This window comes from Psychrobacter sp. SC65A.3 (genome assembly GCF_025642195.1).
In the GTDB taxonomy this organism is placed as follows: Bacteria; Pseudomonadota; Gammaproteobacteria; order Pseudomonadales; family Moraxellaceae; genus Psychrobacter; species Psychrobacter cryohalolentis.
Genome location: NZ_CP106752.1, coordinates 1,378,862 through 1,391,984 on the forward strand (window position 1 = coordinate 1,378,862; position 13,123 = coordinate 1,391,984).

12 protein-coding genes are annotated in these 13,123 nt (G+C 43.0%); 10 read left to right on the forward strand and 2 right to left on the reverse strand.

Annotated features, from left to right (window positions below):
* Nucleotides 1–20 precede the first annotated feature (20 nt).
* The 3 genes from cysT (at nt 21) to OEG80_RS05935 (ending at nt 2,642) form a co-directional block, all read left to right on the forward strand.
* On the forward strand, nt 21–905 hold the full coding sequence (gene cysT, locus OEG80_RS05925; RefSeq protein WP_011513720.1) for a sulfate ABC transporter permease subunit CysT: 885 nt from the start codon (nt 21–23) through the stop codon (nt 903–905).
* Nucleotides 905–1,837 (forward strand): sulfate ABC transporter permease subunit CysW, encoded by a 933-nt coding sequence (cysW, locus tag OEG80_RS05930; protein WP_011513719.1) that lies wholly within the window; start codon nt 905–907, stop codon nt 1,835–1,837. The genes cysT and cysW overlap by 1 nt, the downstream gene beginning before the upstream one ends.
* 82 nt (nt 1,838–1,919) lie before the next feature.
* Nucleotides 1,920–2,642 (forward strand): sulfate/molybdate ABC transporter ATP-binding protein, encoded by a 723-nt coding sequence (locus OEG80_RS05935; RefSeq protein WP_263242311.1) that lies wholly within the window; start codon nt 1,920–1,922, stop codon nt 2,640–2,642.
* Nucleotides 2,643–2,758: 116 nt separating this feature from the next.
* Here OEG80_RS05935 and OEG80_RS05940 read toward each other — a convergent pair whose 3' ends face one another.
* A complete protein-coding gene (locus tag OEG80_RS05940) occupies nt 2,759–3,082 on the reverse strand; it encodes an ArsR/SmtB family transcription factor (protein WP_011513717.1) in 324 nt (107 codons plus the stop codon).
* Between the two features lie 288 nt (nt 3,083–3,370).
* Here OEG80_RS05940 and OEG80_RS05945 point away from each other — a divergent pair, with 288 nt between their 5' ends.
* The 3 genes from OEG80_RS05945 (at nt 3,371) to bfr (OEG80_RS05955) (ending at nt 5,009) form a co-directional block, all read left to right on the forward strand.
* The gene (locus OEG80_RS05945) at nt 3,371–3,562 is read left to right on the forward strand and encodes a (2Fe-2S)-binding protein (RefSeq protein ID WP_011513716.1); all 192 of its coding nucleotides are present in this window, start codon (nt 3,371–3,373) and stop codon (nt 3,560–3,562) included.
* Between the two features lie 422 nt (nt 3,563–3,984).
* Entirely contained in the window at nt 3,985–4,473 is a 489-nt protein-coding gene (gene bfr, locus OEG80_RS05950) for a bacterioferritin (RefSeq protein WP_263242313.1), read from the forward strand.
* Nucleotides 4,474–4,535: 62 nt separating this feature from the next.
* Complete coding sequence (bfr, locus tag OEG80_RS05955; protein WP_133104661.1) at nt 4,536–5,009, forward strand: bacterioferritin; 474 nt, start codon at nt 4,536–4,538, stop codon at nt 5,007–5,009.
* A gap of 121 nt (nt 5,010–5,130) precedes the next feature.
* Here the strand turns inward: bfr (OEG80_RS05955) and OEG80_RS05960 are convergent, their stop codons facing one another.
* A complete protein-coding gene (locus OEG80_RS05960; RefSeq protein WP_263242316.1) occupies nt 5,131–6,507 on the reverse strand; it encodes a DHA2 family efflux MFS transporter permease subunit in 1,377 nt (458 codons plus the stop codon).
* 385 nt (nt 6,508–6,892) lie between these two features.
* Here OEG80_RS05960 and yghU point away from each other — a divergent pair, with 385 nt between their 5' ends.
* From yghU to OEG80_RS05980, 4 genes are all read left to right on the forward strand, one after another.
* Complete coding sequence (gene yghU, locus OEG80_RS05965; protein ID WP_263242318.1) at nt 6,893–7,735, forward strand: glutathione-dependent disulfide-bond oxidoreductase; 843 nt, start codon at nt 6,893–6,895, stop codon at nt 7,733–7,735.
* 462 nt (nt 7,736–8,197) lie between these two features.
* On the forward strand, nt 8,198–9,277 hold the full coding sequence (locus tag OEG80_RS05970; protein WP_262498107.1) for a DUF1176 domain-containing protein: 1,080 nt from the start codon (nt 8,198–8,200) through the stop codon (nt 9,275–9,277).
* A gap of 650 nt (nt 9,278–9,927) precedes the next feature.
* A complete protein-coding gene (locus OEG80_RS05975; protein ID WP_011513710.1) occupies nt 9,928–11,586 on the forward strand; it encodes a DEAD/DEAH box helicase in 1,659 nt (552 codons plus the stop codon).
* Between the two features lie 281 nt (nt 11,587–11,867).
* Nucleotides 11,868–13,112: a DUF819 family protein gene (locus OEG80_RS05980; RefSeq protein ID WP_263242320.1), complete on the forward strand. Its 1,245-nt coding sequence runs from the start codon at nt 11,868–11,870 to the stop codon at nt 13,110–13,112.
* The last annotated feature ends 11 nt before the right edge of the window (nt 13,113–13,123 follow it).

A 13,123-nucleotide genomic window follows, 5' to 3' on the forward strand; every position in this document is an offset into this window, starting at 1 on the left:
CTAGGCAATAGGACACTATTATGAGTGCAACAACACCTTCTACCATCAAACCCGTGCCGAAAAAAGGCTGGTTAACACGCTTGCGTCAGCGCAATGTGCTACCAGGGTTTGGGTTAAGTATGGGCATCACTGTCTTTAGTTTGTCACTGTTGGTAGTACTGCCGTTTGCCATGATGGCCTATACCACAACCCAAATGGGCTGGACGGGATTTTGGGAGACTATTAGCCAACCACAAGTCACGGCGGCGATCAAACTCAGCTTATGGATGTCGTTTTTGGCGATGCTAACCAATATGGTGTTTGGCACACTGGTCGCATGGGTGCTCGTACGCTATGAATTTTGGGGCAAATCCTTAATAAACGCCTTAGTAGATTTACCCTTTGCACTACCGACAGCGGTCACGGGTATCTCTCTTGCGACTTTGTATGCACCCAATGGTCTTATTGGGCAATGGTTTGCCAAATTTGATATTCAAGTGGCCTTTACACCGATAGGTATTTGGTTGGCTTTGGTGGTCGTCAGTTTCCCCTTTATTGTTCGTGCTGTACAGCCCGTACTTGCGGAGTTATCGGTTGAGTTCGAAGAGGCGTCTGCGGTATTGGGTGCCAATCGCTTGACGACATTTCGCAAGGTAATTTTACCAGAGCTGTTGCCTGCGTTACTGATGGGTGCTGGCATGATGTTTGCCCGTGCGACCGGCGAGTATGGCTCGGTTATTTTTATCGCAGGTAATATTCCAATGCAGTCTGAGATTTTGCCATTAATCATTATCAGTAAGCTTGAGCAGTTTGATGTTCAAGGCGCGTCAGCCGTTGCATTATTTATGCTGCTTATCTCCTTTGTGATTTTATTGACCATTAATATCGTACAGTGGAAGCTGTCGCGCCGTGTAGGAGCTCGCTAATGCAAATCTCTAATAGCTACGACTACCAAAGCAACCCAGCAACCAAAGATACGCCATGGGTACGCCGCACCTTTATTATCATTGCGGTTTTATTCATGGTTATTATGTTGGTAGTGCCGCTGCTAGCTGTGTTTTATGAAGCTTTTAAGGGTGGCTGGGAATTATATATTGCCTCTCTCGTTGATCCTGAAGCCTTGCAGGCGATTAGGCTAACCTTGATTACTGCTGCGATTGTCTTACCGATTAATATGGTGATGGGTATTGCCATTGCGTGGCTAGTAACGCGTTATCATTTTAAAGGTAAGCAGTTGGTGACGACGTTGCTTGATTTACCATTCTCAGTGTCGCCCGTTGTAGCCGGTTTGATGTTTGTTCTGTTATTTGGACTTAATTCTACGATTGGTGGCTGGCTTGAGAGCATGGGTTTTCAGGTAATTTATGCCGTACCCGGTATTATTTTAGCAACGTTATTTGTCACCTTTCCTTTTGTGGCGCGTGAATTAATACCGCTGATGCAAACGCAGGGCGATAGTGAAGAGCAGGCAGCATTAACGTTAGGCGCGACGGGTTGGCAAACGTTTTGGCATGTGACACTGCCCAATATCAAATGGGCGCTGCTATATGGTTTGATTTTGACCAATGCACGGGCGATGGGGGAGTTTGGTGCGGTGAGTGTGGTCTCAGGTCATATCCGCGGAGAAACCAACACTATGCCGCTACTGGTTGAGATTGCCTATAACGACTATAACTTTACCGCCGCGTTTGCCTTATCGAGCTTACTTGCCGCACTTGCTTTGGTCACGTTACTTATTCAGCAAATCATGACCAAGCTACAAGATCACAAATTTGCCAAGTCTGAACGTTTGATAAGTGCGCCTGAACTACCAGTCAGTGCTAATGATACTGTTACAGAATCGGCAGGAAAATCATAACGGTTCATAGAAGCCACTATTGCTATACGCCATACTATTGAAACTATCTGCTACGATAAAAGAAATAATAAGAGACACCATTATGAGCATCGAGATTCGTAACGTTAATAAAAAATTTGGTAACTTCACTGCCTTAGATGATATCAATATCACAGTACCTACCGGCAAATTAACGACTTTATTAGGTCCTTCAGGCTGCGGTAAAACCACTTTGCTGCGTATCATTGCTGGTCTTGAATATGCAGACTCTGGGCAGATATTATTTGATGAGCTAGACGTCACCAATACACCGGTACAAAAGCGCCATATCGGTTTTATGTTTCAGCACTATGCGTTATTTCGACATAAAAATGTTGCCGACAATGTAGGCTTTGGTCTGACATTGCTACCAAAAAACGAGCGCCCCAGTAAAGCGGATATTGATAAGCGTATAGCTGAGCTATTAGATTTGGTACAGCTGCCACAAGTGGCAAACGCTTACCCGCATCAGCTATCAGGCGGTCAGCGGCAGCGTATTGCGCTGGCTCGTGCACTCGCAGTTAAGCCAAAACTACTGCTATTAGATGAGCCATTTGGGGCGCTGGATGCCAAGGTGCGTAAAGAGCTGCGAACTTGGCTAAAAGACATACATCATGAGCTTGGTATCACCAGCATCATGGTGACTCATGACCAAGAAGAAGCAAGGGCTGTATCCGATGAAATTGTCGTGATGAATCATGGTCGTGTCGAGCAAGTAGGCACCTCAGAGGCGCTGATTCATCATCCAGCCAATGCCTTTGTCAGTGATTTCTTAGACTTGGTTTAAAGTTCAATCAAGAGTGCTAGCGATAGCGCATAAAAAAAGACCTTATGATGAGGTCTTTTTTATGCGGCTAATATAAGCCAAAGTTATCTAAGCAAAACTTTCACTGCCTATTAGCATTAGGCTAGTTTTAGCATGGCTCTTTCTTTGATTGATATCTGCTTATAGGTAGTGTCCAAGATGTCTTGACACCATTCTGGCAAGTCATTTGCAACCTCATACCACATCCAGGTTCCATCACGAACGCAATTTAGGATGCCCAGTTTTTTTAAGTGGTTGAGATGGCGCGATATCGTTGGCTGTGGTTGATCAAGTATCTCTACTAACTCACCGACGCAGCGTGATTCTTTATTATATAGGATTTGGAAAATCTTCAAGCGCGTAGGGTCAGATAATACTTTAAACAACTCAAGTGGTTGTATCATAGAATTATTATTAGACATGGGTCAATTCCAATGTATATTTAGTTAATAGGAGGACAATATAACAGCAGTTATCCTTAAAATCGATTAAAAAATGAGCAAATTTACAGTTCGTCGCCATTTTACTACCTTTGATACCGTCGGTTTACATGGATTACTATATTCAGTTACATGGATTGATTAAGATCAACGTATCCATAAATCTGTTATTAACCTGACTGAAAAAGTCACCAAACACTATTGTAAATGCTAATAATTATCGTTATTATAGCGAATAACACGTTAGTCAATCACAGTAGGAACCCATTTATGTACGTCTGTATCTGTAATGATGTCAAAGAAAAGCAAATAAAAGCTGCTATCGCGTCTGGTATCGATACGTTAGATGGCTTAAAAGACACGTTAGATGTCGCCACCTGCTGCGGCTGCTGTGAGCCTATGGTAAATGATTATCTAGAGGAGCATCATGCTAAGCTCGAAGTATTGGCTTATGCTGTTTAAGCGCTAAATACTTATAAGGCTTTACGCTCTAGCTTGTGCATCCTAATCGTGTATAAGCCTTGATAAAACAGGATTATATTCACTATTATGCATTTACTATTTTAGCATTATACCTAAAGAGTAGGTTGCAAGCGTCCATATAACTCCACTGATACTCCACATCAAAACTGAATCTAGCTACTTCTATTGGGAGTTTGCTATCGCACCTGTTGCTGATACGCTAATACAAATAGTGGTTGGTTATGATTCTCAGTTCATATCGTTACAAGCGTTAAGCTCTCTCTATGCTACTATATCCTTCTTAATATGTAAGGGCCTTCGTTGATTTTAATCTTTACTGATTGGTCTACTAATGGCACTTTATATATATGCAAAATTATGAATGTATATAACAAACAATGATACATACAGGAGTGTAAGTGATGATTGGCAACCCTAAAGTGATTGATTATTTAAACTTTTTGTTAGGTGGTGAGCTTGCAGCTCGTGATCAGTATTTTATCCACTCTGAGATGTATGCAGAATGGCATTACGGTAAATTGTATGAGCGTATTAGCCATGAGATGGAAGATGAGACCTTACATGCACAGGCAATTATTCGTCGTATTTTGATGTTAGGCGGCACGCCTAAAATGAGCGTCGACGCGATTAATATTGGTACTACTGTACCTGAGATGCTACAGCTTGATTTAAATTTAGAATATCAGGTACAAAAACATCTTAAAGACGGTATCGCAATGTGTGAAGAAGCGCATGACTATGTCACACGCGAGATGTTGGTCGTGCAGCTCAAAGACACGGAAGAGGATCATGCCCATTGGCTTGAGCAGCAGCTACGCTTGATTGATATGATTGGTCTGCCAAATTATTTGCAAAGTCAGATGGCTGAAGTCTCTTCAAATCTTGTTTGATAGTAACGGATAATAATCGCTATATAGTCAAATCAAATATCCAATAGATAGGGAGAGAGAATATGAATGGGGATAAAGACATTATCCGCGCGCTGAATAAAGTGCTGGGTCAGTCGTTGATAGCCATCAACCAGTATTTTTTACATGCACGTATTGCTCGCCATTGGGGCTTAGAAGCATTAAACGAAAATTTCTATAAACAGTCTATCGCAGAGATGAAATGGTCTGATGATTTGATTGCACGGATTTTATTGCTAGGTGGTTTACCCAATTTGCAAGATTATGGCAAGATGTTTATCGCTGAAGATGTGCCTGAAATGATTGACTGCAATTTGCGCTTAGAAAAGCAAAAGTTTAGCATCATCACCGATGCGATTACTTTGTGTGAAACGCAGCAAGATTATGTATCACGTCAGCTATTGGTTACTCTAAAAGACGGTAATGAAGAGTATCAAGACTGGCTTGAGACGCAAGAAGACTTAATGAAAGATGTCGGTATTCAAAACTATATCCAATCGCAGATGAATGACGATTAGATATTAGTAACTCTCATTGAATCACAATAAGCCAGCCTATGTTTTGCTCATAACCCAAGCATAGGCTGGCTTTTTTTGGTCTATTCTTTATATTTCAAATACAACCTTTCAATACTCACTTTTAATATAAACCACGACCGTCCTCGGGTTTTAAGCGTAAAAAATGCAATCCTGAGAGAATGGTAAAGACACCTAATATCCAATAGGTGGTTTGAAAGGCGGTCAATGTATCCATTTGTAGGCGCTCACGTAGCAGAGTGAGCAGCGCAGCGCCAAAGGCAATACCAAAGCTGATGGCGAGTTGTTGGTTGACAGCCATCAGGCTATTGCCGCTACTGGTTTGAGTACCATGCAGGTCGCCAATGGTAATGGTGTTCATTGCGCTGAATTGCATAGAGTTACATGCGCCCATGACAGTTAAAATAGGTATAAACCACATCCACTGCGCCGCATCATTAAACTGCGCCAAGATGATAATCAAGATACCCATAAAAGTCGTGTTGTACACTAATACCGTGCGATAGCTATAACGCTGGATAATCTTACTCACCCAAGGCTTGATGCCGATAGCCCCTACGGCGATAGGGGCAAGTAGCCAGCCAGCTTGCGAGGGAGAGTACTCGAACACCACCTGCAAAAGTAACGGCAGCAAAAATGGCACAGCGCTAATGCCAAATCGAGTAAATAAATTACCCGTGATACCGATGCGAAAGGTACGGATATCAAACAAACTCAATGGAAATAGCGGAGCTGTGCGACGTTTTGCGTGCCAAATATAAGCACCAAGCAACAGACTTGCCAGTAATCCAAACATCAGCCCATAAAACCCACGCCCGACTTGTGCGCCAAATTCTACCGCCAAGGTAAAACCACAAGCGGCAGCGGCAAACAACAAAAACCCTGTCCAATCTAGACGCTTGGTGTCCTCAAATAACGCTGGTACCAGTTTTTTGCCCATGATAAAACCAAAAACACCCATGGGTATGTTGATTAAAAATACCCAGTGCCAGCTGGTATACTGTACGATATAACCACCCAATACCGGTCCGACCAATGGCGCAACCAAAGCAGGGATTACCGCAAAGTTCATCACCGTTAAGAGCTTATTGCGCGGATAAGACTTGACCAAAATTAAGCGTGCAACCGGCGTCATCATCGCGCCGCCGATAGCTTGTACAATACGTGAGCCTATTAAGAAGTCTAGTGTCGGAGAAGCGGCACATAATAGCGAGCCGATACAAAATATGATAATGGCGGACAAGAACACACGGCGTGTGCCATATTTATCGGCTAAAAATCCGCTAATAGGAATAAAAATCGCCAAAGTAAGTGCGTAGCTGATGACTGCCCATTGCATTTGTAGTGGCGATTCGCCCAATGCTTGTGCCATCTGTGGTAGGGACGTGTTTAGAATAGTAGCGTCTAAAATTTGCATAAATAACGCTACCGCCAGTACATAGGGTAGGTATTTATCTTGCGTTGGAGTCAGGGCTACCATTTTACTTTCACCATATCTTAAAACCGTGGCTCGTGGAAACTCACCTTAATCGACAGTAAATTTTCAACAAAGCCATTATATTATGCGTAGTATAAAAATAACTGCCGAGTAGTTAAAGAGCAGCATAGTAACCATTCAAAAGGACTGATCTAAATAGTTGCTATCTAAAAGAAATGGTTTAGCTAAAAGAAATGGCTTAATAAATTTTTAAAATATCTGTCATTATCTTATATCCTAAATACTACTTCACTTAAACATCTCTACCATATAAATTACAAGACAGGACTTTAATAGCAGGATCAGTCCCCGTTATAGTGGGAGGTATATGGTAGAAACCACCATTTCTAAAATATGACAATCAATACAACAAAAAATAGGTCACATTATGAGTCAGGATAACAATTCTACGAACAGTCAGATAGAAAGCTATACACCGCCCAAAATTTGGACACAAGATAAAGAAAACGGCGGCAAATTTGCAAGTATCAACAGTCCAACCGCTGGCGCACGACAAGATAAGGCACTGCCAGTAGGCGATGCGCCATTACAGCTATATTCATTGAATACGCCTAATGGTGTTAAGATAAATATCTTATTAGAAGAGCTTGCTGAGCTTGATATCAAGGAAGCCGCATACAATGCTTATCTGATAGATATCTCGAAAGGCGATCAGTTTGGCTCGGGCTTCGTCGCTATTAACCCAAACTCAAAGATACCGGCTTTGGTCGACCATAGTCCTAGCGAAGCTGGCGAGCCGCTTGCTATCTTCGAGTCTGGCGCTATCTTAATGTACTTAGCGGAGAAATTTGGCAAATTCATTCCGATGCAGCAAGGTAAGGCAAGGGTAGAATGCTTGTCTTGGCTAATGTGGCAGATGGGCAGTGCACCTTTCTTAGGTGGCGGTTTTGGGCATTTTTACGCCTATGCCCCAGAGCCAATGGAGTATCCTATCAATCGCTATGCTATGGAAGTCAAACGCCAGCTTGACGTCCTTGACCGCCACCTAAAAGACCATACATATATGGGCGGAGACGAGGAGTCTGATTATAATATCGCCGATATGATTATTTGGGCATGGTATGGTCAATTGGCACTTGGCAAGCTCTATGAGGCGGCAGAATTCTTACAAGTGGATGACTATCAACATTTACAGCGCTGGGCGAAAAAAATTGCTGAACGTCCAGCCGTTAAACGCGCGGTGGACTTAGTCCTTGAGCCTATTCCTTAGACTAGTTGCCACGATAATTCATCTAAGTGGCTCATTTATCTATCCGTAAATGTTTGATATAAAAGGTAAAAAATAAAACACCTTTGTATATTGAAGAACAAAAAGGTTAATAAGCACCTGTCTTATTAACCTTTTTCTGTTTTAAATATTCATTATTCCAAATATAAATATAGATATAAGCATTTGAGCTATACTTTGTTAATTACATAATGGTACATTAGTACAACAGATAGAAACATGGATGCGTTAAGATAGCAGCCTCCACCCAAAAAGGGTAGGCGCTTAAACCTCTTCTATTGATGAATGATGATTATGAAGGAGAATGATATGCTTAGGAATAGACCAACCCTCTTATTGAGTGCAAATGGTCCTAGTAGCCAGAGTAGTGTTGTCAAACCTAAATACTCAAACAACTCCCATATCAAAGCGCCGTCTAAAAAAACAAAAAAGATAACAAAAACCATGTCAAAAAGAATTTTATTACCCCTCCTTACTGCTATCAGTACCGCGTTATACAGCGCCGCAGCTAGTGCTGATACGCCTATAGATTTTACCAGTCAAGATTGGCAAGTGGTCTGTGACAATACACGTACTTGCCGACTGGCGGGTTATCAAGCAGACAATGATATCGAATTGCCAGTGTCTTTGTTGTTGATACGCCGTGCAGGTGCCAATGCCACGGTTGATGCACGGGTCAAGCTTGGCGGTGCAAGAGAAAATTCTGCCAAAGCCTTGATGCAGTTGGGTAACCGTCACCGGATATCTTTATTTATTAATGATAGAGATTATGGCGAAGCCAAGCCTTTTTCAGGTGCGGCTGGCTATGCTGAACTCACTTCACCGCAAGTCACAGCGCTGTTAGAGGCACTGACCAAATCAAGCAAGATAGAGCTTGTTATCCGTAATACGCGTTGGCGCTTGTCCGATAAAGGGGCGAGTGCGGTCATGCTAAAAGCGGATGAAGCACAAGGTCGAGTGGGCACAGCCAGTGCTTTTGTTCGTACAGAGGGCGCAAGCAAATCTAACAATAGTGTGTTATCGCCTAAGTCAATACCAGCGATACGGATGGTGATGCCCAATCCAAAAGCCACCTCTGGTAATAAGAAAAAATTCGTCATGCGCTCATCTCAGTTATCAGATCTGATGAAAGGCACCATAAAAGATATCAGTAGCGACTGCCCAAGCCTATATGACAAATCGTCATGGAATGTCAATCGCCTAAACAGCAAGCAGCTGTTGGTACAGCATAATTGCTGGACAGGTGCTTATAATGCAGGTAAGGGTGTCTGGGTGATCAATGATACCAAACCATACGAGCCAAAGCTGATCACAAACAACGCTACCGATTACGACAAGGGTCAGATCACTTCTGTCCAAAAAGGTCGGGGTCTTGGCGACTGTATCTCTAAAACCGAATGGTTATGGACGGGTAAGGATTTTGAGAAAAGTCATGAGAGTAGCACTGGTCTGTGCCGTATGATTGAAGCGGGCGGTGCTTGGCAGATGCCCCTATACGTCACTGATGTGAAACTATCACGTTAATATCAATGTCTACAATACCTCATTGCTTGCTTTTCTTTTAAAGCGGTAATGATCATTTATTCGATATTCTTTAGCGTAAATGCAGCGCACACGATAAAAATATTTAATGCAAAAATACCTATATTATTAATCATGTATAGCTCATCAACTCTTGCGTTAAAGCTGTTTTCTACAATAATCGTAAAAACAGCTACTGATTACGATTTTGTTGTGTTATACTGCGTCGCCACGTTAGCATAGTCTAATGTGAATTATGAGATTGATAACATCGCCTGCGATTTTGGGTCTAGGATGACCGAAAGTAATTGTTGCCGATGATTTTGTGTACTTAAATAATCCTATTATTTTTGACTCATATCTTATCTACGGACCCTTGTAGGGGCTAGATTGGTTGTTATTTACCTTTATCTGCTTTGGAATAAGCATTGATATCGAGTTTTTAGCAGACAAAGATGAGACACTCGGCACTACCACCAAAATACGTCAGACAGCACGAACGCCTTTATATAATTTTGACAAGCCTTATGGGTTTGGCATGTAATTATCATGATTTTGATAATCAGATTATATGGGTAGCGTGGTGAACGGTTATCAGTGGTATGCATCAAGTTTGCTGAATTTACAGCAGCTTATACTTACCAAGGATACTCATGACTGACATCTTATCTGCAATCGCTGCTGAAAACGGCATTATCGAAGACACCACTCAAAACACAACTACTAATGAAGCAGCTTCTACTGACGCTTCTGACGAAAATCAAGTTACTTTTACTGATCTTGGCATCGCTAAGCCTATTCTAACTGCACTTGATCGCAGTGGTTATACCAACCCAACGCCCATCCAAGCACAAGCGATTCCTTTTGCTCTAGCAGGTCGTGACTTATTATTGTCAGCGCAAACGGGTAGTGGTAAAACTGCAGCATTCGTTATCCCAGTACTTGATCGTTTAAGCCGCGCTACTAGCTTTGACAAACTAACCAAAGCACTTATTCTAACGCCAACGCGTGAACTTGCTCAGCAAGTGCATGACAGCGTACGCACTTATTCTAAAGATATGCGCGGTCTGTTCTGTGTGCCATTAGTAGGCGGCGCACCATACAACGGTCAGATTACTGCTTTGAAAAAAGGCGTTCAAGTTATCGTTGCGACCCCAGGTCGTCTACTTGACCATATCAATGCTGGTCGCGTTGACTTATCAAGCCTAGAAATCTTGGTCCTTGATGAAGCTGACCGTATGCTAGACATGGGTTTTGCTGATGACATCAGTGATATCCTACGTGCTGCTCCTACTGATCGTCAAACAATCATGTGTTCTGCAACTTGGGATGGCCCAGTAGGTAAAATTGCTGCCAGCTTTACTAAGAACCCTGAGCGTGTATCAATCAAAGTAGAGTCTGCACACATCGAAGAAAAAGTGTACTACTGTGATGATTTTGATCATAAAAACCGTTTACTTGATAAAATCGTTTGCCAGCAAGATATGGAACAGATCATTATCTTTGCTGCTACCAAACGTAGCACTGAAAAACTAGCAAAACAGCTACAAGAAGCGGGTCATAAAGCCAGCTTCCTACATGGTGATTTGCCACAAAGCAAGCGTAACCGTATCGTTCAAGACTTGCGTAATGGTAAAGTCAAAATCCTAGTAGCGACTGACGTTGCCGCTCGTGGTCTAGACATCCCAGCAATCTCGCACGTAATCAACTATGACTTACCGCGCCAAACTGAAGATTACGTCCATCGTATCGGTCGTTGTGGTCGTGCTGGTCGTACTGGTATCGCTATCAGCTTATGTAGCATGGATGACCGTCCACAGCTAAACGCTATCAATCGTTATTTAGATCGCAAAATGGAAGTATGTATCATCGAAGGTATGGAACCTAAGAAGACTTATGTACCTAGCGAAAATAAAGGTAATGGTCGTGGCCGCGGTCGTGGTCGTTCAAACGGCGGCGGTAATGGTCAAGGTCGTGGTCGCGCGGGTGGTGGCTATCAAGGTAATCCTGCTAATGCTCGTGGTCGTTCAAGCGATAGCGCACCGACTGGTCAACGCGCAAGCAATGACAGCGGTTATCAAGGTAAGCCACGTGACGCGTCAGGTAAGCCAAATGAGCGTTCAGGTGGCAAGCCGTATCAAGGTAAGCGTACTGGTGCTCCTAGTCGTGGCGATAGCACTGGCGTTCCACGTGGCGAGCGTGCTGCAACGGGTCGTGGTCGTCCAAGTGGCAGCCAAGGTCGCCCAGCTGGTCGTTCAGACAGCCGTGGTCAAGGTCGTCCAACTGGCGGCAACCGTGGTAACAACTCGTAATAGCTTTATTTTAAACGATTAATGATTTTTGATAATCATATCTTAATCGTCTAAAGATATTGCAAAAAAAGCCAGATACTTGTTATCTGGCTTTTTTGTGTCCAATAGTTTGATATTAATCACCACGTAGAGATATGACCCAATTATATGCAGCTATTTAAAAACTGTGGCTTATTCAAATCTTTTAAAATTAAGCTTTGTACTCGATAGCTACTTGCGCGTTTTTTTTGCCTTGTCTATACTGACAAACTTTTACTCATCGTGTGCTGTGGAGCCAGTTGATGCCGGATATTTCTCACTTAGCTATTGAAAGCTTGCCATTAGCGTTTGGCATCATTATGGCGATTATTGGTTTGGTATTTTATACCCAAGCATTGCCTGGTAAGTTTTGGCAACGGTTTTATGCAGTGCTACCGGGTATCGTACTGTGCTGTTTTATCCCTGCGACGCTAAATAGTCTAGGTGTCTTCGCTGACGGTATTGGCTCGCAGATTTATGGTTTTACTGCTACCTATCTGTTGCCAGCTAGTTTGCTGTTAATGACCTTGTCGATGGATGTACCGAAGATATTGGGTCTAGGTTGGAAAGCGATTGCGATGTTCTTCGCTGCTAGTATCGCTATTGTCATTAGTGGTCCTATTAGCTTAGGTATCGCTAAATGGGTGTCGCCTGAGATGTTTACCGATGACACGCTATGGCGCGGCTTTTCAGCGGTTGCTGGTAGTTGGATCGGCGGCGCGGCAAACCAAGCAGCGATGAAGGAGCTGTTTGGCGTCAGTGATGATCTGTTTGGGATGATGATATTGGTTGATACTACCAATGCTTCACTGTGGTTACTGGCCATCTTAGTCATGGCAAAACACAGTGAGAAGATTGACAAGTTTTTACGGGCGGATAGCAGTAGCATTGATAAGGTCGTCAAAGCCGTTGAGAATTATGAGCGTGACAATGCTCGTCCAGCGACTTTAAATGACTTGATGGTGATGTTTGGCTTATGCTTTGCTATGGTAGGTGTGGCACATTTCGTTGGTGGTCAGATTGCAGGTTTTTTTGCGCCTTATAGATGGGCGGTGCAATATAGCTTTGCCAGCTCGTTTTTTTGGATGGTAGTGATCATCACGTTAATCGGCGTGGTCTTCTCTTTTACTAAAATACGCAGACTTGATCATGTTGGTGCTTCAAAAATTGGTACCGTCTTTATCTTCATATTAATTGCCGCTATCGGTATGCAAATTAATCTAGCAGGCATCGTCTCACAATGGCGACTGCTACTAATTGGTTTGCTTTGGATGAGCATTCACGTCGTGATTATTTTTGCGGTCGCTAGGATAATTCGTGCGCCGTTTTTCTTTTTGGCGGTCGGCTCCAATGCCAATACTGGCGGCGCGTCATCGGCACCGATTGTTGCCACGGCATTTCACCCATCACTAGCGCCAGTTGGGGTATTTTTGGGTATTTTAGGCTATGCCGTGGGTACCTTTGGCGGTTATATCAGTACGCAGATGATGCGGCTGGTTGTGGGGTAATAGCATTTTTA

Excerpts from the sequence above, each read along its gene's own strand:
- cysT (WP_011513720.1), top strand. The coding sequence starts at position 21 with ATGAGTGCAACAACACCTTCTACCATCAAACCCGTGCCGAAAAAAGGC.
- cysW (WP_011513719.1), top strand. The coding sequence starts at position 905 with ATGCAAATCTCTAATAGCTACGACTACCAAAGCAACCCAGCAACCAAA.
- OEG80_RS05935 (WP_263242311.1), top strand. The coding sequence starts at position 1,920 with ATGAGCATCGAGATTCGTAACGTTAATAAAAAATTTGGTAACTTCACT.
- OEG80_RS05940 (WP_011513717.1), bottom strand. The coding sequence starts at position 3,082 with ATGTCTAATAATAATTCTATGATACAACCACTTGAGTTGTTTAAAGTA.
- OEG80_RS05945 (WP_011513716.1), top strand. The coding sequence starts at position 3,371 with ATGTACGTCTGTATCTGTAATGATGTCAAAGAAAAGCAAATAAAAGCT.
- bfr (WP_263242313.1), top strand. The coding sequence starts at position 3,985 with ATGATTGGCAACCCTAAAGTGATTGATTATTTAAACTTTTTGTTAGGT.
- bfr (WP_133104661.1), top strand. The coding sequence starts at position 4,536 with ATGAATGGGGATAAAGACATTATCCGCGCGCTGAATAAAGTGCTGGGT.
- OEG80_RS05960 (WP_263242316.1), bottom strand. The coding sequence starts at position 6,507 with ATGGTAGCCCTGACTCCAACGCAAGATAAATACCTACCCTATGTACTG.
- yghU (WP_263242318.1), top strand. The coding sequence starts at position 6,893 with ATGAGTCAGGATAACAATTCTACGAACAGTCAGATAGAAAGCTATACA.
- OEG80_RS05970 (WP_262498107.1), top strand. The coding sequence starts at position 8,198 with ATGTCAAAAAGAATTTTATTACCCCTCCTTACTGCTATCAGTACCGCG.
- OEG80_RS05975 (WP_011513710.1), top strand. The coding sequence starts at position 9,928 with ATGACTGACATCTTATCTGCAATCGCTGCTGAAAACGGCATTATCGAA.
- OEG80_RS05980 (WP_263242320.1), top strand. The coding sequence starts at position 11,868 with ATGCCGGATATTTCTCACTTAGCTATTGAAAGCTTGCCATTAGCGTTT.